The 21,728-nt window shown below is 39.9% G+C and carries 22 protein-coding genes; 15 read left to right on the forward strand and 7 right to left on the reverse strand.

The annotated features are described in order from the left end of the window. Positions 1-51 precede the first annotated feature (51 nt). The 7 genes from K3T81_RS00375 (at position 52) to K3T81_RS00405 (ending at position 6,633) form a co-directional block, all read left to right on the forward strand. A complete protein-coding gene (locus tag K3T81_RS00375; protein WP_238017367.1) occupies positions 52-450 on the forward strand; it encodes a cytidine deaminase in 399 nt (132 codons plus the stop codon). Positions 451-636: 186 nt separating this feature from the next. After that, positions 637-1,917, forward strand: coding sequence for an alcohol acetyltransferase (locus tag K3T81_RS00380; protein ID WP_238017370.1), 1,281 nt, complete (start codon positions 637-639; stop codon positions 1,915-1,917). Then, positions 1,914-2,579 carry a DUF6320 domain-containing protein gene (locus K3T81_RS00385; protein ID WP_238017373.1) on the forward strand — a complete coding sequence of 222 codons (666 nt, stop codon included), beginning with the start codon at positions 1,914-1,916 and terminating at the stop codon, positions 2,577-2,579. The genes K3T81_RS00380 and K3T81_RS00385 overlap by 4 nt, the downstream gene beginning before the upstream one ends. Before the next feature lie 602 nt (positions 2,580-3,181). Further along, positions 3,182-4,444 (forward strand): cytosine permease, encoded by a 1,263-nt coding sequence (codB, locus tag K3T81_RS00390; protein WP_238017376.1) that lies wholly within the window; start codon positions 3,182-3,184, stop codon positions 4,442-4,444. A 40-nt stretch (positions 4,445-4,484) separates the two neighbouring features. After that, positions 4,485-5,756 (forward strand): cytosine deaminase, encoded by a 1,272-nt coding sequence (locus tag K3T81_RS00395; RefSeq protein ID WP_238017377.1) that lies wholly within the window; start codon positions 4,485-4,487, stop codon positions 5,754-5,756. 144 nt (positions 5,757-5,900) lie between these two features. Next, a complete protein-coding gene (locus K3T81_RS00400) occupies positions 5,901-6,038 on the forward strand; it encodes a hypothetical protein (protein ID WP_238017379.1) in 138 nt (45 codons plus the stop codon). A gap of 169 nt (positions 6,039-6,207) precedes the next feature. Next, positions 6,208-6,633, forward strand: a complete 426-nt coding sequence (locus K3T81_RS00405) for an SRPBCC family protein (RefSeq protein WP_238017381.1) — start codon at positions 6,208-6,210, stop codon at positions 6,631-6,633. Between the two features lie 126 nt (positions 6,634-6,759). Here K3T81_RS00405 and K3T81_RS00410 read toward each other — a convergent pair whose 3' ends face one another. Beyond that, complete coding sequence (locus tag K3T81_RS00410; RefSeq protein ID WP_238017383.1) at positions 6,760-8,337, reverse strand: Na+/H+ antiporter; 1,578 nt, start codon at positions 8,335-8,337, stop codon at positions 6,760-6,762. 367 nt (positions 8,338-8,704) lie between these two features. Here K3T81_RS00410 and K3T81_RS00415 point away from each other — a divergent pair, with 367 nt between their 5' ends. Further along, positions 8,705-8,968 (forward strand): CD3324 family protein, encoded by a 264-nt coding sequence (locus K3T81_RS00415; protein ID WP_161465161.1) that lies wholly within the window; start codon positions 8,705-8,707, stop codon positions 8,966-8,968. A gap of 197 nt (positions 8,969-9,165) precedes the next feature. Next, the gene (locus K3T81_RS00420) at positions 9,166-9,801 is read left to right on the forward strand and encodes a FusB/FusC family EF-G-binding protein (RefSeq protein ID WP_238017943.1); all 636 of its coding nucleotides are present in this window, start codon (positions 9,166-9,168) and stop codon (positions 9,799-9,801) included. Between the two features lie 52 nt (positions 9,802-9,853). On the opposite strand, the gene K3T81_RS00425 is transcribed toward K3T81_RS00420, so the two are convergent. Continuing rightward, on the reverse strand, positions 9,854-11,029 hold the full coding sequence (locus K3T81_RS00425) for an MFS transporter (RefSeq protein ID WP_238017385.1): 1,176 nt from the start codon (positions 11,027-11,029) through the stop codon (positions 9,854-9,856). An 80-nt stretch (positions 11,030-11,109) separates the two neighbouring features. Between K3T81_RS00425 and yeiL the strand changes: the two genes are divergently transcribed. Next, the gene (gene yeiL / locus K3T81_RS00430; protein ID WP_238017387.1) at positions 11,110-11,781 is read left to right on the forward strand and encodes a transcriptional regulator YeiL; all 672 of its coding nucleotides are present in this window, start codon (positions 11,110-11,112) and stop codon (positions 11,779-11,781) included. Positions 11,782-11,829: 48 nt separating this feature from the next. Here yeiL and K3T81_RS00435 read toward each other — a convergent pair whose 3' ends face one another. The 5 genes from K3T81_RS00435 to K3T81_RS00455 all read right to left on the reverse strand — a co-directional run bounded on the left by K3T81_RS00435 (position 11,830) and on the right by K3T81_RS00455 (position 17,652). Then, entirely contained in the window at positions 11,830-12,954 is a 1,125-nt protein-coding gene (locus K3T81_RS00435; RefSeq protein WP_238017390.1) for an NADH-dependent flavin oxidoreductase, read from the reverse strand. Positions 12,955-13,104: 150 nt separating this feature from the next. Continuing rightward, entirely contained in the window at positions 13,105-13,983 is an 879-nt protein-coding gene (rbsK, locus tag K3T81_RS00440; RefSeq protein ID WP_238017392.1) for a ribokinase, read from the reverse strand. Positions 13,984-14,029: 46 nt separating this feature from the next. Beyond that, positions 14,030-15,232: an MFS transporter gene (locus K3T81_RS00445; protein WP_238017395.1), complete on the reverse strand. Its 1,203-nt coding sequence runs from the start codon at positions 15,230-15,232 to the stop codon at positions 14,030-14,032. Positions 15,233-15,438: 206 nt separating this feature from the next. Then, positions 15,439-15,981 (reverse strand): NADPH-dependent FMN reductase, encoded by a 543-nt coding sequence (locus K3T81_RS00450; protein WP_106898606.1) that lies wholly within the window; start codon positions 15,979-15,981, stop codon positions 15,439-15,441. A 384-nt stretch (positions 15,982-16,365) separates the two neighbouring features. After that, positions 16,366-17,652 (reverse strand): MFS transporter, encoded by a 1,287-nt coding sequence (locus K3T81_RS00455; protein WP_238017401.1) that lies wholly within the window; start codon positions 17,650-17,652, stop codon positions 16,366-16,368. Between the two features lie 226 nt (positions 17,653-17,878). On the opposite strand from K3T81_RS00455, the gene K3T81_RS00460 reads away from it, so the two are divergent. From K3T81_RS00460 to K3T81_RS00480, 5 genes are all read left to right on the forward strand, one after another. Next, positions 17,879-18,628 carry a hypothetical protein gene (locus K3T81_RS00460; RefSeq protein WP_238017404.1) on the forward strand — a complete coding sequence of 250 codons (750 nt, stop codon included), beginning with the start codon at positions 17,879-17,881 and terminating at the stop codon, positions 18,626-18,628. An 86-nt stretch (positions 18,629-18,714) separates the two neighbouring features. Further along, complete coding sequence (locus K3T81_RS00465) at positions 18,715-19,695, forward strand: Gfo/Idh/MocA family protein (protein ID WP_238017407.1); 981 nt, start codon at positions 18,715-18,717, stop codon at positions 19,693-19,695. Between the two features lie 342 nt (positions 19,696-20,037). After that, a complete protein-coding gene (locus tag K3T81_RS00470; RefSeq protein WP_238017410.1) occupies positions 20,038-20,364 on the forward strand; it encodes a YrdB family protein in 327 nt (108 codons plus the stop codon). Between the two features lie 45 nt (positions 20,365-20,409). Further along, positions 20,410-21,111 (forward strand): MBL fold metallo-hydrolase, encoded by a 702-nt coding sequence (locus tag K3T81_RS00475; RefSeq protein WP_238017413.1) that lies wholly within the window; start codon positions 20,410-20,412, stop codon positions 21,109-21,111. A gap of 12 nt (positions 21,112-21,123) precedes the next feature. Then, positions 21,124-21,687 (forward strand): TetR/AcrR family transcriptional regulator, encoded by a 564-nt coding sequence (locus tag K3T81_RS00480; RefSeq protein WP_238017416.1) that lies wholly within the window; start codon positions 21,124-21,126, stop codon positions 21,685-21,687. Positions 21,688-21,728: the final 41 nt, after the last annotated feature.

Here is a 21,728-nt window from a genome sequence, read left to right on the forward strand (position 1 = left end):
ATTTTATATTTGTGCATTACATATAAGCAGCATTCATTTAGGGAGGATAAGATGGACATAGAACAACAGCTTTACCAATCAGCAATCGAATTAATAGAAGATAGATACCCTTCTGGATGGGGAGGCGCCGCTGCAATGTATACGGAAAGCGGGCAAATCCTCACCAGTGTAGCACCAGATGTTATTGTTGCTTCCACAGAGCTATGTATAGAAACAGGCGCTATTCTAGAAGCGCATAAGCTTAATACGAGAGTAACACATACTATCTGTGTCGTAAGAGATGATGAAAATGCTCCGTTAACGATTTTAACACCATGTGGTGTATGCCAAGAACGGCTTTTTTACTGGGGAGAGGAAGTAAGAGCAGCTGTAACCACTCCGTCTGGTGAACTTCAATATAAAACGTTAAAGGAAATTCAGCCGTATCATTGGTATAAAGCTTATAAGTAATGAATATTCCCCTACTTCCCTTTTTTAAAGGGCTGGGTTCATAGCAACCCTCATCCTTTATTTAAAAGCATAGGATTCTTATATTGACTTTGTTACTAAAAAAGTGGCAAAGATGATACGATAAGAACCACGGATTTACCAACTAAAATGGCAGAAATTTTTATCATAGGTAAAGAAGGTACGTTTATGAGTAAATGGTATAAAGTTGATAATGCAGGTAAGGTGTTTCATGCAGTAACAGAAGCTTCTAATTCCTCCGTATACCGTGTTTCTGTACTAATGAAAGACTTGGTAGACGAGGAGATATTGCAAGAGGCGCTCGATCACGTCATCAAACGATTCCCGACACTAGCTGTCAAAGTACGCAAAGGGATCTTTTGGGACTTTATGGAGAGTAATGAAGAAAAACTTAGCGTTCAGCAGGAAACGACCTACCCCTGTCACCCCATTCATCCAAAGGAGAATAATGGCTATTTGTTCAAAGTCTTATATTTTAACAAACGAATAGCGGTGGAAATTTTTCATTCCCTTACAGACGGAACAGGTGCAGTTGAGTTTCTTAAAACATTAATTTATCAATATTTAACTTTGCAAGGAGAAGACATAGCAGTAGACGGGGATGCGTTATTATTTTCGGATCAAGTGCCAAGTAAGTATGAAACAGAAGATAGTTTTGAAAAGTATTATCAGAAGTCGACTCGAAATTATCTTCAGGATAAAGTACAGCGAGCCTTTCAAATTAAAGGAACGCCATTTGACCCTTCAGGCGTAAATGTTATTCATGGCGTAATCCGTGCTTCGGCTTTAAATCATGTTGCAAAGCAAAAGGGCATGTCTGTAACGGAATTTATTACCGCAGTGCTCATCCATGCTATTTATTCCGAAACAATGAAGTACGGCGTATACAATGAAAATATTACAATAGCGCTGCCTGCTAATCTCCGTCGTAAATTTCCTTCCATAACATTAAGAAACTTCTTTTCCGTAGTCAATGTAAGGGTGGATGTTTCGGGTGACATTACATTAGAGGATATTATTAAAACAGTATCGGAGCAACTAAGAAGTAAGACGGATAGACAGCACTTACAGGATGGGATAAATCGACACGTGCAACTACAAAAGAGCTTAAAAACAAGAATTGTACCATTGTCCATAAAGTATCATGCGATGCGCTACGGGTTTAGACATTATGGGGAATTAGCGAAAACGCTCACCCTGACTAATCTAGGAAGCATTAATCTGCCTGACTCGATGAAAAGTTATATTGAAAGAATGGAAGTTGTCCTGTATCCCACCAAAAATAGTCCCATTAATTGTGGAGTCTCTTCTGTTAATGACCAAATGACCATAACGTTTGCGCGCTCGATTGTAGAATCGGAAATAATTAAGTCGTTCTTTAATCAACTGTCTCGTTTAACAGGCCTTAATGTGGAAGTTTACTCCAATAATTGGGGGGAGACGAAATGAAGTACTGCTATCATTGTGGGGTGTCGGTCGATCACGTGACATGTCCCTTATGTCATCGTAAAGTAGCTGAATCAATAGATAATGAGGTAAAGTTATATCCAGACTATCCGGATATGACACTGAAAAAAAGAAGGACATTTATCGCAAAGATAGTGACCTTTCTATCTATTGTTATGGCAAGTACATGTTTTGTTATAAACCTTCTAGTAAATCCCGACTACCTTTGGTCGCTGTATGTAGTAGGCGGGGCGCTTTATCTTTTCGTAACAATGAACCATACAATCCTTTCATCGGCACATACAGGCTCGAAAATTGTTTTACAGGTAATAAGCCTATCTAGTGTACTGGTAATCATGGACATTACATCAGTTTTCCAGCGATGGTCAGTAAATTTTGCCATCCCTTTGATAATTATTATGGCTACGCTTCTGATAACCATCATTATTTTGAAAAAGCGAATGCGCTGGCGGGAATATGTGGGCTATATATTAGCCATGATTGGGATCGGTTTTGTTCCGATTGGCTTGTATATTACCGGGATTGCTACAATCCTCTGGGCATGCGCAGGAACTTCTCTCTATGCACTGCTAACACTTATTGGCATGCTGTTATTTTCATCCAAAACATTTAAAGAGGAGTTCATTCGACGGTTTCATCTATGAGCGCTTTTTGTAAAAGGAAATCTACTTCTGTCCACACACCCAATTGACACGAACTAGTTTTCCTGTCATAATCTACTTAATTGCATATGGTACCTTTAATTCAGTCCAGAGAGGCTGACAAGGACAGCGGATTTTTACAATACACGAGGAGTAGGTGTGCTTTACCCTATGCTGGTGTATTGTATAAAAAAAGAGGCTAATTGTCAGGTTAACTGGTAATTAGCCTCTTTTTTTGCTGTATAGGAAATTGGAAAGTATGTGTGCTGTGGATAACGAAATAACTGAATCATCCACGTCCAGCTCCAGCGCCCAGAGACTAGCGAGACTTCCCTCGCCTCCGTACGATAAAGAAGACTTGCCGATTGGTGACAACCAGAGGCTTAGTCGCCCTTATACCCGGAGGGTGAAAGTCAACATCAGCTCTAAAGGGAAGGAGGGTCGACTAAAACCGGCCTTGACGGCCAACGTCGACATACCCCTGTTGCAGGGGCATGTTTCCTTTATCTCCTACGGCTCAGTCCAGTCCGTACGTCTCTAAACGGTCGCTTTCGCTTTTGATTTTGATTTTTGGTGCCGGAAAAATCATAGTTGGGGGAATAATGATGAAAAAAATAGATGTTGAGTATTCATTACAAGCAGTACCACAGTCAGAACGAAATAATTTTTGGAAGACATTATCCGTTATGCTCGGGTTTACGTTCTTCTCTGCAAGTATGCTAGCTGGTGGGGAATTGGGGGCTGGCCTATCATTCTCACAATTTATTTTAATCATGTTAATCGGAAATATAGCGCTTGGGATGTATACAGGATCGCTTGCTTATATTGCGGCAAAGACAGGCTTGTCTACACATCTTCTGGCTAAATACGCGTTTGGTGAAAAGGGATCGTATTTGCCTTCCTTTTTACTAGGATTTACGCAGGTTGGTTGGTTTGGTGTTGGAGTCGCGATGTTTGCCGTGCCTGTGGCAACCGCCATGGATTGGAATGTCTATGCTTTAATCTTTATTTTTGGAGTTGCCATTACAGCATCAGCTATCTTTGGCATGAAAGCTTTAGTCGTCTTAGGATTTATTGCTGTACCTGCCATTGCGATTTTAGGAAGCTATTCTGTATTTGAAGCAACAGAGTACTTGGGCGGTTTTGATACACTGTGGAGCTATGAACCTACAGAAACATTGACCGTAGCGGCAGCTCTTACGATTTGCGTTGGCTCCTTTATTAGTGGCGGAACGTTAACACCAGACTTTGCGCGGTTTGCCAAGACATCCCGTTCAGCCGTAGTAGCAACGGTTATTGCGTTTTTCTTAGGGAACTCGTTAATGTTCTTGTTTGGCGCAGTCGGAGCAATGTCTTACGGACTACCAGATATTTCAGAAGTCATGTTTTTACAAGGATTGATGATTCCGGCAATTATCGTGTTAGGGTTAAATATTTGGACGACCAATGATAATGCACTGTATGCTTCTGGATTAGGGTTTGCGAATATCACCAAGCTTCCTAAAAAGGTATTTGTTGTTGTAAATGGACTCGTTGGGACACTGCTTGCCATGTGGATGTACAACAACTTCGTCGGCTTCTTAAACATTCTGGGCGCCGCTATCCCTTCCATTGGGGCAATCATTATCGCGGATTATTTCTTTGTTAGAAAAAGGAAGTATGGTACGTTTAAAGAAATGACGTTTAAACCAGTGAACTGGGTTGCGATTGGGGCATGGGCAAGTGGTGTTGTAATTGCACAGCTAGCACCAGGAATTACTCCATTAAATGCCTTAATTGGAACAGCAGCTGTTTATATCGTATTTATGTATCTAGCATCAATAAAAATTAAAAAAGAAGAAGCGCCTGTTTTAAGGAAGGCCGACTAGGAACGGCTATATTCATACTTTTAGAAAAGGGAGATATCAAATGCTCATAAAAAATGCAACATTACGTGGAAAAGAAGGACATTGGCATATATTGATTGAAGATGGCAAGTTTGCTGCTATTACACAAAATCTTGAGGAAGTTTCGGGTATAGAAGAGGTAATTGACGCAAAGGGCGCACTTGTTTTACCGCCATTCATTGAGCCACATATTCATTTAGATACAACCTTAACTGCCGGGGAACCGGAATGGAATCAAAGCGGCACCTTATTCGAAGGAATTCAACGGTGGTCCCAGCGTAAGGAGTCGTTAACAGAGGAAGATGTGAAAACAAGAGCAACAAAGGCATTAAAATGGCAAATTGCACAAGGAATCCAACATGTACGTACACATGTTGATGTAACTGACCCAAGTCTGACTGCATTAAAAGCCATGATAGAAGTGAAGAAAGAAATGGCGGACTTTGTTGACATTCAGCTTGTCGCGTTTCCACAAGAGGGGATTCAATCTTTCCCAAATGGTGTCGAATTACTTGAAGAGGCATTGAAATTGGGTGCGGATGTTGTGGGTGGTATTCCTCACTTTGAATTCACAAGAGAATATGGTGTGGAGTCGATGAAGACAGCCTTTGATCTAGCGGAAAAATATGATCTTTTAGTAGATATCCACTGTGATGAAATCGATGACGAGCAGTCTCGATTTGTGGAAGTGGTAGCCAAAGAAGCATACGAACGTGGCATGGGCGAGCGAACAACTGCGAGCCATACCACAGCAATGGGCTCTTACAATGATGCCTATACAACGAAATTGTTCCGCCTATTGAAGTTGTCGAATATTAATTTTGTATCCAATCCACTTGTGAACATTCATTTACAAGGAAGATTTGATACCTACCCGAAGCGCCGTGGTCTGACGCGGGTAAAAGAATTACAGGAAGCTGGCTTAAACATTTGCTTTGGCCATGATGATATCTTTGATCCATGGTATCCACTCGGAACAGGGAACATGCTTCAGGTCTTGCATATGGGAATCCATGCATCGCAATTAATGGGCTATGAGCAAATTGTAAACTCGATTGATCTAATCACAAAAAACAGTGCGAAGACATTGCATATTGAAGACAAATATGGAATTGAAGAAGGAAAACCAGCGAATTTCATCGTAATGACAGCAGAGAATGAATATGAAGTCATTCGTAAGCAAGCAGCAGTACGATATTCCTTCAGAAATGGCAAGCTCATTTCTCAAACAAAACCAAGTGAAACAGCTATCACGTTGGGAAATGCAACAGAAAGAGTTACATTTAATCGATAATAGAAGAGATGAGGGCACACCTTTTGTTGGTGTGCTCTTTTTTTGATGGTCAGGTGGTAACTAGAATATTTCTGAGAGTTGAAACAATTTTGCCGTTCGTACGTATTGAATAAGGATATCCTTCTTACACATGTAGACCCTATTGTGTCGGAAGAACAAGTCGAGCAAATTTCTGACAAGATAAATTTTTGGTATGACTTCTATGAAAGAAGTTTAATTTGGCGGTATGGACACATCCCTGCTGAACGGAAAGAGGGAGAGAAGGAAGCGTTAGAACATTAAACAGGTGATTGTAATTAGTATGGATAGTTTAGGATTATTTCCCGGGTAATGCACTTTTTAATAATTCTAAGTAGTAAAATAACTGTTGGCCTTTTATAATATATAATAAGACATCTCATGTAACCAACTCCGATAAAAAAATCATGTGATTATTTAGGAGGGTATTAAATTGGGAACATCAAAAGAAATCAGAGTAGAAGCAACTGTTCAAGCACCAATAGACAAGGTGTGGAAGTATTGGACAGAGCCAGACCACATTAAACAATGGAACAATGCTTCAGATGATTGGCACACCCCATTTGCAGAAAATGATCTTAGAGTAGGCGGGACATTTGTTTCAAAAATGGAAGCCAAAGATGGCAGTACAGGTTTCGACTTTGGTGGAATCTATGATGAAGTAATATTACATGAGGTTATTGCTTATACCATGGCGGATGGAAGGAAAGTAAACATCACGTTTAAAGGTGATGACAAGGAAACCGAAGTAGTGGAGACGTTTGATGCAGACGCTTCACATCCAGCAGAGTTTCAGCAACAAGGTTGGCAGGCGATCCTAAGCAATTTTAAAAGCTATGTAGAACAAAATGAACACTAAATTTATAAGTCATTAAAATGGAATAATGGCGTATCTGTCTATGTAATGACAGATACACCATTATTATTTTTCTCGCTTTATCCCGCCTCAACTGGCAGTAAAACCCCCACCAAATGAAGTTTCACTTTATGACTCTTCCTCTAATTCCACGATTTTGTTGGTAATCAAATCCTGTTCCTGTTGTGCAACTTCACTCGAAATGATATCTTCCTTCAATAAATGCCCAACGGCTTCGTGTTGCGCGTAGAGCGAATGTTTTAAGAGGGCAATTTCCTGTTTTTTTCTAAGGTCAGGGTGTTTATGGAAAAGCGCATTGATATCATTGTGCAATTTGGTACGTTGCTTTTTATACTCATCGACAACAGATTCTGAAACCAATTCGGTTATAAACAAGTTCTTTTTTACCTTATTGATTTCTTCAATTCCCGTCTCGTAACGATGAGCACGGGCAATAAGGGCTTCATACTCTTGGTAACCTTCTTCTTTTTTATTTACGCCAAGCCATGTTATCAGCGGTTTAATGGAAAGTCCCTGCACGACGAGGGAGAACAAGACGACACTAAAAGCAAGAATCAAGATCTCCTCACGACCTTCAAAATCTCTCGGAAGACTAAGTACGAGTGCGATGGATAAGGATCCTTTTAGACCGCCCCAATTTAAAATATGCTTCCAGGAGAGTGGGATGTTTTTAAGGAACAGAAGGCTGCCATAGACTGCGAAGCTTCTGGCGATTAGCACGATTAAAATGGCGGTAAAAATAAGCCCCCAATGTTCTGCCACATTAATCCGTGTAATTTCTAACCCGACCATTAAAAAGACGAGGGAATTGGCTAGCAGTGTTACGACGTCCCAAAAATTACTGATGTTTAATTTGGTGGCAGGACTCATGCCAATCTTTGATCCATAATTTCCAAAAATAAGGGCTGCAACCACAACGGCAATAACTCCAGATGCCTCAAAGCTTTCCGCCAGTAAGAAGGCACCGTAGAAAAGAATAATGCTAAATATAATTTCTAATGGATAATCATCAAAGTATCGAGTAAGACGCGAAAAGCCGTAGCCAAGTAATCCTCCAATAAGTAAGCCTAAAGAGATGACTTTAATAAATTCCCATACACCATGTCCAGCACCTAGTATCCCCATGTCGAGGTAGGAGATCAGGGAGAAAGCGGAAATATTGAATAAGACAACCGCTAATCCATCATTAAACAGACTTTCCCCTTCAATTACAGTAGAAAGTCTCTTTTTCACACCGACACTCTTGAAGATGGATAAAACACTAACAGGGTCTGTAGCACTCATTAATGCTGCAAATACAAAGGCTGCAGGGATGGAAAGTCCAAGAAGCCATAAGGATGAAAAGCCAATGATTAGAAAGGATAAAAAAGTTCCGCCAAACGCAAGTGCCAAAATCGGCTTTTTGTTTTCATTTAAATGGGAAAAAGGGAGCTTTAACGCTGCTTCCCCTAATAAAGCAGGTAAGAACAACGTGATAATAACAAAGTTAAACACTTCTCCTTCTGTAATAAAGTCTTTTAATGGCTCTAATACAGGAATGTTCACAAGCCCAATGATTGCCCCGACAATGACTAACGCAATGGGGTAGGGCTGTTTAAATTTCTTTGCAATCGCCGTAATTCCAGCTGCAATCATAACTAAAATAAGTCCAAGTTGAAAAATATGATGTAAATCCAAGTCATACATGATTCGTTCCTCCCGTACATGCAATTTTTATCTCATAGTATTCATACTTCCCTATTGAGAGAAAAACATTTCTCGTTAGGTTGATTTAGAATCAATGAAAACTCTATAAAAAACAATGGAACCTAATTCCTGTATTGAAAAGGAGAAGAAATTTCATTACAGTAAAGAGGAGAGTCATATAAAATGCGTTATAAAGAGTAGGTGATAGATATGGCATTTATCATGTCTGATATTGTAGCTTCTCATGCAAAGTCTAATAATGAATAGGCGAATCTTTGCAGGAGTTACCATTAAAAAATATATTCGTCTAAAGTAGTTATAGGCTTTGCCCCTTATTTTCCATATTACGGATAAGGAGCTGTCTATGATGAGCTATGTTAAAGCGAATTCCATTTTACCAGAAGAGTTAATAAAAGAAATTCAGCAGTACATTCAAGGTGAAACAATCTATATACCGAAAGAGAAGTCAAGCTATCAAAAGTGGGGATCTTCTTCTGGAGCAAGAAAAGCGATTGCTGAAAGAAACGTTTCCATTAAAAACGCCTATAAAGATGGGTTTTCAATAGATGATTTAGCAGAAGAATATTATCTGTCAGTAGATACCATTAAGAAGATTATCTATTCTAGCTAGACATAAGGAGATCATGAAGCACTGGAAGTCTTTCTGAAAGGATGATTTCCGGTGCTTTCTTATATGCATACAACGAATAGAAAGGCTCTGCCTATGTACAAAACGTTTTCTAATTGTTTTCTGCATAGGAATAAGAGGGTTTCTTTTCTATAATGGGTAAGGAATCTGAGTTACGTTTAAAGATTGGAGAGATAGAAATGGAGCCTTTTATTCGGGTGGACCAATTCAATTTCATTGCACGGCAAGCGCAAGATTTAGTTAGTGGCCACTCAACTTCTAATGAAAAATCCGTATTAGGCGCATTAGAATCAATGGCTAAAGAAAGAGTATTAGCATTAATACCTGCAATCACAGAAGAACAAGCACAGTTACTTCAACCTATTACATTGGTGGATGATAAAGATAAAGCGGAAAGGTTTTTATTTCAGTTGAAACCATACGTCATTCCGTTTCAAGTGACAGAGCAAGGAATCAAAAAATTGTTTCCTAAAGTTAAAAAGTTAAAAATACCAGCTTTACAAGAATTAGACTTGCAGCAAGTATGTTATTTGAGCTGGATTGATTACAGTACGAATAAAAAGTTTATTGTGCTGAAACAAAACGGGAAATTAACGGGGTTACACGGTTCCTTCGATATGATAAACCAGAAAGGAATATGTTCAATTTGTCATAAACATGAAGAGGTAGGTTTATTCCTTGCACATAAAAAAGGAAAAGTACAAGGGACGTTTACCAAGAAAGGGAATTATATCTGCCGAGACAATGAAACATGTAACCAGAACATTACCTCACTCGATTATTTACATGACTTTGTAAATCGGTTAAAAGCTTAATCAGGTGAGAAAAATAACAGGCTTATCCACTAGGGACAAGCCTGTTTGCTTTTTAGATGGTCTCCAGCACATTACCTTGCTTCGTCTCCACGTTTCGATAAACCAACGCTAACAACATGGCTGGAATGGTACAAATGACCATGCCGATAAAGGCAAAGCGTGGTTCGATTTCATATAAAAACCCACCGAAAATGGTGAATACTGCAGTACTCCAGCTAAGCGCTAATGCAGAGTAGATGCCCTGTGCCTTTGGTATCTGTACTTGCGGAATATTGTTAATTAAGTATTTCATAAAGGCATAATGCGCCATTGCAAAGGAAAATGCATGTAGAACTTGCGCAATACTAAAGATAACGACGCTTGGAAAGGCAAATACAGCAATCCAACGTACAGAGGAACCAATTGCTGACAGTGTTAGTAAGGCTCCTACTGAAAAATTACCAAACCTTCTATCGGCAATTGAGAAAAAGATGATTTCAGCTATAACGCCAATGTTAATAATAAGACCGATTAAGTATGTTGGTGCATTAATATCCTGTAAAAAAATATAACCATAATTGTAGTAACTCGCATGTGCTGCCTGTAGCAATATAACAATTAGGAGTACGAGGCTAAAATGTTTGATTTTGAATACAGAGAAAAGGCCAATCTTTTGTGTTTGTTCCGCTGGTGGTTTTACAGATAAGACAGCGGGTGCTTGCAACAGACTAAGCACCACAAAAGCTACTATTCCTAGTAATAGCGCCCAAAAAATGATCTCATCGCCAAACCTCGCTGTGAAAATAGTAAGAACCATGCCAATTGAAACAAACCCAATCGATCCCCACTGCCGGCTTCTCCCATAATGTTTTAATTGTTTGTTTTGTACAAGCACACCAGCAGCACTATCTAACGCAGGCATAAGTGCTGGATAGAAAAGGTGCAGAAGGATGGTTGCTCCCATTAAACTCGTAAAGGATCCTGCCGGAATGTAAGCGATAAGGGCAATGAATGTCCCAATCCCCGCTATGTTTAATAATCGCTTACTGCTAACCTTATCGGAAAGGTAAGGAAAGGCAAATAAGGTAGAGAGTCCTCTTGCGACCAAGCCTACACTCATGATCAAACTAGCTTCTGAAACAGAGATGCCTTTTGTATAGATCATCCACCCGGCCCAATAGGGTAGAAAAATGCCCCATGTCATAAAAAAACTAAAAAATCGTATGCCCATCCAACGTTGTGTATTCATTCTATATCCCCCTCATTGATTGCATGGTATCATGGAAAGAAAATAGAAAATATGAGATATCTCCTATTTTGAGGTGAATAATGGAAATTTATAAAGCGAGCAAAAAACGCCTATTTGTAGAAAGACACTCAATTGAACATTTGTTTTCTGCCCCGGTGGAAGCGTATATGGAAGTACATGAATATCAGCGTGATGATTGGATTATTCAAGAAGGAACGAGACCTGACTTTCTATATTACGTGGTAGAGGGAAAAGCAAAGATCTATATCACCCATCAAAATGGAAAAGTATCGTTAATTAATTTTATCAATGCTAATGAATTTATTGGGGAAATGGAATTACTGCATGATGTGTATTACACAAAGGGGATTCAAGCCTCAACAAAGACCATTTGTTTCGCTCTGCCGATGCATTACTATCGAAGGCAACTAATGGAAGATGCGAAATTCTTGCGCGAACTAACGCGGTTTTTAAGCGTAAAGGCAACCCAGATGGCAATGAAATATACGCAAAGTCTTGCCTTCCCACTTGAAAACAGACTTGCTGATTTCATCCTGCAAACGGCGGATAACGGGGTTTATAAAGAGAAACATGTTACAGTTTGCGATTATTTAGGCGTGTCCTACAGACATTTATTACATGTGCTAACTCAATTCACTGAGAAACAGTACTTACAAAAGGAAGGCCGGAAATATCACATTAAGCAATATGATTCCTTGAAAAGTTTGTCCCAGATTTTAAGGAATAAGTAAGAAAAGCCAGGCCCTACAGTTTGGTGCAGTGGCCTGGCCTTTTTGTTCTTACACTCCTGGGAACCAACCGGGTGTGTTTATGATATTTTTCCAAAGTGGGTCTGGTACTACTAATTCTTCTTGCTTCTCTTTATTAATTTCCGTAATGATTTCACTTTCTCTTCCTTCGGCTATCTTTTGAACCCAATCAGGATCAATAATGAGCTCTCTACCTAGGGCAAGAAGTGGGACACCTGTATTGAATGCTAGTTTCGCATCTTCTGCAGTATAAATAGAACCTACACCGATTAAAGGTACACGCTCGCCAATTGTTTCAAGCAGGTGTGCGATACGAGTTTTCTCTAAATCTTCTACACCTCGTCTTGGCTTAGAGAAGAAATCGAACAAGGAAACATGTAGGTAATCTAGATTTTTATCTGCTAACACGTCTACTAAATGAAGTGTCTCTTCCATCGTAATTCCTGGTGTTTCAGGCTCTTCCGGAGAAAAACGATATCCCACGATAAAGGAGTCATCTGCATGTTCCGCAACGACGCTTTGTACTTTATCAACAATAGCAAGTGGGAAAGTCATGCGTTTTTCCAGGCTTCCACCAAACCGGTCCTCACGTAGGTTGGAATGTGGAGAAAAGAATTGCTGGATTAAGTAGCCGTTCGCTCCATGTATTTCCACACCATCATAACCTGCTTCAATGGCACGACGAGTTGTTTCACCAAAAGCTTCAATAATCTCTTCTACCTCTTCTTCGCGTAAAGGACGTGGCTTGGCAGCACCTTCTCGATCCGCTGGAACGTCACTTGCACTCACAACATCGCCATCTGGAACAAGATCTGTGGGACTCATTTTTCCAGCATGGAAAATTTGTAAAATGGCTTTAGCACCCTGTGCTTGAATTGCTTTTGCTAGTTTGCTTAAGCTCGGAATCATGGCATCACGATCTGCCGCAAATTCATTAGGAAATCCTTTTCCATTCGGTATAACATATGTTGTAGCCGTGATGACCATGCTTACGCCTTTAGAGCGGCGGGCATAGTAGTTTACCTCTGCATCCGTTACAGTTCCATCGGGATTGGATGAAGAGTTAGTCATTGGCGCCATCACTAAGCGGTTCTTTAATTCAACACCATTTTTTAACGTTAATGGAGAAAACAAATCTTGATATTCTGGGTTCATTTTTTACTCCTCCTTGTTCTCGATATGATAATAGATCAAGGTGGGTTTGTATAATATTATGCTCGCTAATCGCTTTCATTGGAGCGGGGTCGAATTCCTTAAAAAAGGCATGGAATCAGTGTTAGTACATCTTGATCCCATGCCTTTCATTTACTCCAATTCACCTAATCGCTCTAAAACGGCTTTTCTCAGCGGCATTCCTTTTTGTGCCCCGTAGTGCTGGACAGATAAGGATGCTGCCGCATTTGCAAAGGAGACAGCTTCCTTTAAAGCTAGGCCCTCAGCAATAGCAGAAGCTAATGCACCGTTAAATGTATCTCCTGCACCTGTGGTATCCACTGCTTTGACAGGGAAACCTGGAATGCGCACGAGGGAGGTGCCGTCATGGTAGAGTGCCCCTTTTTCTCCTTCTGTGACGATTAATTTGTTAGGAAATTGAGCGACAGCCTCTTCTGCTTCCATCCCAAAGAGTTCCTTACATTCTGTTTCATTAGGTGTGAGGTAATCAGCTAGTGCAATTAAGCCAGCTGGTAAGGCTTGCGCTGGTGCAGGATTTAAGATGACCGTAGTTCCTACCTTGTTCGCCATATCCGCAAATGCCTCTACCACGTCGAGCGGGATTTCGAACTGCAGGACTAACACATCGCTCTTTTGAATGATGGTCGTGTATTGCTTCCACTCCTCCGCTTCCCACGAGAAGTTAGCGCCTGGTATGACGATAATAGAGTTGTCACCTTCTGCCACCGTTATCGTTGCAATGCCTGATGAGCCATCCTTTGTTTTTACATATTCGGTTCCGACGTTTTGTTGGGTTAAGTTTTCTATTAATGAAACACCAAATGCGTCTTTCCCCACGTGTCCGATCATTTTCGTCGTGTTACCAAGGCGAGCGGCAGCAACTGCCTGATTTGCCCCCTTGCCACCAGGGTTTGTTTGAAAGTCTTTCCCTAACAGTGTTTCACCTTTGTTCGGTGTTCGATCCGTTGTGACGACAAGGTCCATATTGATACTTCCAGCTACCGTAATCATGTTAACCACTCCTATCAATGTGAAAGGTCACTCAAGAATTACTAGATTATGCTTTCACATAATTCCGCGCCCTAAAGTATATGATAAGCGCTACAATTAATCCCGCAATACCAAATGTGAGCAGGGTCAGTTTTACCGAAATCCCTATCGTTATAAGGGCACTGACTACCCCATATGCAATCGGGTCAAAACCATTCATGGCAAGAAAAATAATGCTCATGACTCTTCCCATTAAACGATTATCCGTTGTTTCCTGTACTGCTGTAAAAAACGGGATATAGACAAAGGACATGGAGAAGCCAATAAAGAAGACAAGAACTGTCAGTAAGATAAGGCTAGGTGCCTGACTAAAAATCAAAAAGCTAAGGATGGCAGCAAGTAGCCCAATAATAGATGCCCTTCCTTTTCGCTTAATATGAACTTTACTAAGGATAATCGTACTGAATATCATTCCCACGCCTAAGCTAACTTCCATGGCACTTAAATTAATTGGGCTACCACCATGCAGGTCAACAACAAGGGGGAAGGCAATGTTCAGTGTACCAAAAATGAAAAAGTTAAGTGTTATTAGGACAAGAATACCCGTTAATAAAAAGGATGAACGGCGAATATAAGAGATTCCTTCTTTTAAATCGTGTAAAGGTTTAGTTTGGTCCGTCTTTTCTACATTTCCTTCCTTCACAAATGGTGGAAAGATAATAACAGCTGAGAGAAACACGAAAATAGATGCTACGAAATAGCTTGTTGCCACACTGGATACTTCCATAATAATTCCAGCCAGGATGGGTCCGATAATGAAGGAAATCTGGTCGATACCTTGAAAATAGGCGTTTGCCTGTTGTAATTGCCACTTCTCCACAATTTTGGGAATCATAGAGGAGCTAGCAGGGCCGAAAAATGCATCAAGCATACCAAACAAACCAGATAAAATAAGTAGTAGCATAAGACTCATGTTATCGCTGGAGACCAAAAGAAAAATACTAAATAAAAGCATGCTTTGGATTAAGTTAGTCCAGAACATGATCAGCGATTTTTTATATTTATCTGCTAGAACCCCACCGAAAACCATCATAATTAAACGGGGGACCGTTGCAGAGATTAAGACTAGACCCAAGGAGCTGGCACTAAGTGATGTTGTAACATACCAGGTCGTTGTGGTTAGAAACATACTGAATCCCACAATCGCAAAGATCCCAGCGAGAAGTAATATAGAGAAAGTCCGATTTTTAAACAAAGATTGCTGTACCATTGTGAAAACTCCTTTCACCGACTATGACACCAAATTTAGACTGACGAACGTTCGGTAGTTAAAATCATAACCTCAATATAGTGATTTGTAAAGGAGGAGATTTTGTTGGTGAACTGGCCATTTGGTAGTATAGGAGAGTGAAAAAATGATACGTAAAAAAACCTCTATCCATAATGGGTAGAGGTTTTGGACTGTTTATTTTATACTTAACGAATTGTTTTCAATGCAGTAGACCAAGGGATAAGCTGGTCAAGCATTTGGTTAACGGAATCTGCTTGAACCGCAGCTGGCTTGAAGTCTGCTCCGTTTTCGAAGTCTGTGAATAAAGAAAGAGCTGGGTGAACACGAACATCTGCTACTAGCAATTCACCTAGGATTCCACGTAAATGTTCCGCAGCACGTGCTCCACCAACAGAACCGTAGGATACGATACCTGCAGCTTTGTTGTTCCATTCTACGCGGAGATAATCTAAAGCGTTTTTAAGTGATGCTGTAATAGAATGATTGTATTCTTGTACAACGAAAACGAATCCATCTTGTTTCGCAATTGCTTCTGCCCATGCAGCTGCACCTGAAGTGTCTCCGCCATTTTCGCCAAGTAGTGGCAATTTGTAGTCTGCAAGATCAATAACCGTATAGTTTGCATCACCGCGTTGGTCTGCTAATTCTTGTACCCAGTTTCCTACCTGTGGACTTAAGCGTCCTTCACGTGTTGAACCTAGAATAATACCAATGTTTAATTTTTCCATTGTTGTTTCCTCCTCTTTTTCTCTTCCAAAAAATCTATCGAGTAAACCCATTTCTTCCTCCATCTTAAAGCACTTATCTTGGGTTCCATTTGGCAACCGCAAGGAAAATTACTTTAATCAATTCATTTATTTTAAATTAAATTATCTTTAATTCAGTATAATCATAGCAGTTACTTTTAGTAACGTCAACCTTTTAGTTTTGAAGTCGCGTAAGAACACGCTCAAGTCGCACGGGAAGCTACAAAAGTCGCGTGGCCACTACCACAACTCGCGTATCCACCATCCAAACTTTCGTGATGGTACCTAAGGTCGCACCCCAGCACAAACAAAAAACCGTCTACCCTCACGGATAAACGGTTTATCTCTAACAAAAATTCAATTAAACTAAGAAATATTTACTTCAGGAGTTTTTAGGCCTTCCATCTTCTTATCAGACGGTACGAAGTTTAAGATGATCATGCCAATAATGAAAAGAATGATAAGACTTAAAATACCAGCATTGGTTTTTCCAGTGATTTGCGCTGTTGCACCTACTAGTATAGGTCCTGCAACAGATGCAAATTTGCCAAAGATATTGTAAAAACCAAAGAATTCATTGGCATTAGCTTTTGGAACGAGCTTCGCAAAATAAGATCTGCTTAATGCTTGAATGCCGCCTTGAGAGGTGGCAACGAGCATAGCAAGAACCCAGAAGTCAAATGCTGTTTCAAGGAAATAACCATAAATACATACGATCGTGTACACAATGATTCCTACGTTTAACATAGCTTTAGCGGAAAAGCGATCTGCTAGTTTTCCGTATAAAACAGCAAATGGAGCTGCTACAATTTGAGTAACCAAAAGGACGACGAGTAATATGGTGGAGCTAACGCCAACATCTGTCCCATATGCGGTAGACATGGAAATTATCGTTCCCACCCCATCTATATAGAAAAAGTATGCGATGAGAAAAATAGTTAAGTACTTATATTGGCTAATATTTTTTACTGTGTTTTTAAGGCGTAAAAAGCTTGTACGAATTGGTTTCGGACCGCGTTTGATTCCATGGATTTGTTTTACGTTTTTTAACATAGGAATAGAGAATACGCCCCACCAGATGAAGGTGATAACAAAGGCGATTTTACTAGCTGTCGTACTGGAGATGGGTATAATTTCTTGCTGTGCCATCAAAATGATTCCAATACTGATTACAAACGGGATAGCACTCCCGATATAGCCTAGTGCATAGCCTCGTGCTGATACTTTATTCATCCGCTTATCCTCTGTTACGTCAACGAGAAACGCGTCATAAAAGAGATTCGCCCCTCTTAATCCTAGCGAAGATATCGTAAAGATAATCAGTAATAGCAACCACTCTCCTTCAGGAACGAAGATGAGTGAAAAGGTGGAAACCAGACCTATTAATAAAAAGCCAAAGAAAAACTTTTTCTTGTATCCTTCATAGTCAGCAAAGGTTCCTAATATTGGTCCTATCATTGCCAGGATAAAGGTGAAAATAGCAATCGTGTAACCAAGGTATGCCGTAGAATCTGCAGCCTCTACACCTGCAGCTGTTGCTTGTGCTTTATAAAAAATTGGAAAAATGGCAGTAGTAATAATGATAGAGTAAGCACTATTTGCCCAATCATAGTACATCCAACTCGTTTCTTGCTTCGTAAACTTTTTCATCAACTCTCCCCCTTGGTTCTATTTTACTAAAATTTACAAGATAAAGAAGGCGAAGTTTAAAAAATTACAGAAATTTTATATAACTTCATAGCTTCTGCCAAGACATTCCCTTAATATAAAGCGTATGAAAGGATTTTATCGACGATGGTTATTATATTAATATGAAATTATGGCTGCCAGATATTCTCATTTATAGAGTTAAAATTGTGAAGGAAAGGGGCGAAAATAATTGAAGCACATCTACGCTTTCGAAAAGAAAGAGGAATATGAAAAATATCAGAGTATAATTGATCGATTTAGTAATAAATTGGTGAAGTTCCAAAGAGTACTAGAAAAAGATTTTGCTTTAAGAGATTTACCTAAAGGGATTGTTTGGACTTCGGAAGAGTTGGCGACCACTACTTTTTCCAATGTACCAATCCCAGCTTTTACAAATAAAGACCTTATTTATATTTCTCCAGATTTACCAAACTGGAGAAGATTATTTGTTGATCAACTAGAGGGACGGGAGAACGCCAAAGTAAAAACGTTTTATGAAAACCTTTCGGAAGAGCATATATTTACAATAGTGGGTCACGAACTAACACACCACTCTGATTTGTTTTTGGATGAATTTGATGATGAGCGAGAGGATGGAATCTGGTTCGAAGAGGGAATGTGCGAGTATTTACCTAGAAAACTGATATTAGATGAAATAGAGTTTACCAACATTACGAATGTCGAAAGGGAGCTAGTGGACATATTTAAAGATAAATATGGCGAGCGCTCTTTAGAGGAATTTGGCAGTGCTAGTTATCAAGGGAGCTTGAGTAGTATAATGTATGACTATTGGCGTAGTTTCCTCGCTATTACATATATCGTAGAGGAAAAGGCGAACCATGATATCCATCAGGTTTTCAGAGATTATCATAAGTGGCATAATGAAGGTAGAAAAGTACCTTTGACGGAGTACTTTGAGGTTCAGACCTTATTTGTGTAGCCTCACAAGTAAAGGTATGATTATACTGCTGTATACAAAAAAGATTTCACTGCAAAAAGAGGGCGAATAAACAAGGGGGAGTTCATTTGAAATTAGAAAAAGTTCGTTGGGGAATAATTGGTTGTGGAAATGTGACCGAAGTGAAGAGCGGGCCAGCCTTTCAAAAGGTGAAGAATTCCGAGTTAGTAGCGGTGATGCGACGTAATGGCGAATTAGCGAAGGACTACGCTGAGCGACACAATGTCCCGAAATGGTATGATGACGCGGATGCGCTTATACAGGATCCCGAGGTAGATGCAGTCTATATTGCAACACCACCTGGGTCACACAAGGAATACACGTTAAAAGTTGCCGCGGCAGGGAAGCCGGTTTATGTGGAAAAGCCTATGGCCATTGATTTCGAGGAATGCAGTGAAATGATTCATGCATGTAAAGCTGCCGGAGTACCATTATATGTTGCCTATTATCGAAGGGCGCAGCCGCGTTTTCTAAAAATAAAAGAATTATTGGATCGTAAGGCGATTGGAGATGTGCGTTTTGTTTCGAGTACACAGTATCAAAAAACAGCAGATGAAGTGAAAAAGGGAGAAGAACTTCCATGGAGACTGCAGCCTGCAATGTCAGGTGGGGGGCTATTCTACGATTTAGCTAGTCACACACTTGATATCTTAGATTTTCTACTCGGACCGATTAAAGACGTTCATGGAATTGCGTCAAATCAGGCTGGTTATTACCAGGCTGAGGATATCGTGACAGGTACGTACCGTTTTGATTCTGGTGTACATGGTGTAGGAAATTGGTGCTTTGCTGCTTTTGAGAATGTGGATGTAAACGAAATTGTAGGCAGTGAAGGAAAAATTACCTTCTCTACGTTTGGGGATGATCCAGTTGTATTAACAACTGCAGCTGGAGAGCAGCAATGGAAATTTGACCGTCCCCAGCATGTCCAGCAGCCTCTTGTAACAATGATGGTAGAAGAATTAACTGGAGTAGATACTAAATCCCCAAGTACCGGCGAAAATGGAGCTAGAGCTAACTGGGTATTAGATAAATTGGGGAAGCATTAAGGGTATATTTTTAAGCAAGTATGGCTCGTTTTTTAGATAAGGCTGAAGTATGGAAGCAGCAAACAGGACAGGGTTAGAGAGCCTCTTAATTATCCAGATTCCGAACCCACGAGGATACAATATAATTAGTAGGGCAGTCATTAACATGGCTGTCCTATTTTTCTTGGCCTTAAACGAAATTCAGATGATTATCAGTATGTTCCAATAAAACTTGTCAAACTAAGGTTGTTAGTTATATTATTAAACTAATGGCATTAGTTTTTAGGTAAGCGTACTTATTATAAGCTTGCTTAGAGCTTTTAGCATGTCATTTACAGTTGCATGGGCAAAGGGGGATTCACTGTGGTTTTAAATGTAATGCTTCGCTTTCTGTTAGAAGTTCTCGCACTAGTGGCAATTGGTTTTGGGGGATTCCAAAAAGGTAGTGGAATGATAACGAGTTTTCTACTGGGGATTGGAGTACCACTAATCATTGCAGTAATCTGGGGAATGTTTTTTGCACCAGCTTCCACTGTCAATGCACCACTTTGGCTGAAATTTGGCTTTGAGGTTGCGATCTTTGGGTTAGCCTTTTTTGTCTTATTAAGCATGAGATTTTCTACGAGTGCTTATATATTTGGCTTAGCTGTTGTAATTAACCAAACGTTGTTGTACGTATTTAAACAGTAAGTAATACTTATAATGACGTGTCATATAAAACAAGGGGGTTATACAATGGAAAAACTTCATCCTGTCATGTTCTTAAAGAGAACCTTTCCTGTCAATTGTTACTTAGTAGAAGAGGAGAATGAGTTAACACTTATTGATGCGGCGTTACCGTATAGTGCGAAAAAGATTGTAAGAGCCGCAAAGGAAATAGGAAAGCCTATCACCAAAGTAATATTGACACATGTTCATGGTGATCATGTAGGTTCACTTGATCATGTAAAAGAACTGCTTCCCAATGTAACGGTTTATATATCCAAGCGGGATGCGAAATTATTAGCAGGCAATCGCACTTTGGAGTCAGATGAGCCCCAAACACCAATTCGTGGAGGCGTCCCTAAAGGGATAAACACGAAGCCAGATGTGCTGATTGAGGAAGGTGATCAGATAGGTTCTCTAAAAGCCATATCTACGCCGGGTCATACGCCAGGTTCCATGTCTTTTCTCGATACAAGAACGAACGCTATGATAGTTGGAGATGCTTTTCAAATTCGGGGTGGGATAGCTGTAGCGGGACAAATGAGATGGACATTTCCGTTTCCTGCCATCGCTACATGGAATAAAGAGTTGGCACTTGAAAGTGCGCGTAAAATTGAAGCATATAAACCTTCCTGCTTGGCTGTAGGCCACGGAAAGCCGCTGAAGAATCCCTTAAATCAAATACGCCACGCTATAAAAAATGCGGAAAAAAATATACAAAGAATCGATTAAGGAGAGGTTACGTTGTCACCTATACCAGGACTTAACAAACAAAAATTAGTAGAAGCAGCAATCGAATTAGCAAACCAAGGCGGCATGGAGGCTGTTACCATGCATGCTTTAGCTAAAAAGCTAGAAGTGCGGCCACCTTCGTTATATAACCATATTAAAAGCTTAGAAGATTTACGTCAGCAATTAGCTTCGGTTGCCATAATCGACCTATACAACAACATGGAAAAAGTCGCTAAGGGAAAAGAAGCGCTTGAAGCAATTTCTGCGATCTCCAAAGCTTATATAGCATTTGCCCATAAGTACCCTGGTTTGTATGAGGCCACGTTAATTAAGTCAGATAATAGTATATTGGTAGTTAAGGAAACAGGCGATAAAATGGTTCAATTATTTAAAGAATTATTGGCAGTCTATCATTTAGATGAGAAGGAAACGATTCATCATATCAGAGGATTGCGAAGCATCCTGCATGGCTTTGCTACATTAGAGCAAAAGACAGGATTTGGCATACCGATTAATATAAATGAAAGCTTGGAATATGTATTACACACTTATTTTAATGGCATTAAAAAGGGCTAAATGATAAAGAGAAATCTGGCCAAAACTTTGCATTTAAGAGT

Origin of the sequence: Oceanobacillus jordanicus (assembly GCF_022095695.1) — a bacterium.
GTDB classification, from domain to species: Bacteria; Bacillota; Bacilli; order Bacillales; family Amphibacillaceae; genus Oceanobacillus_B; species Oceanobacillus_B jordanicus.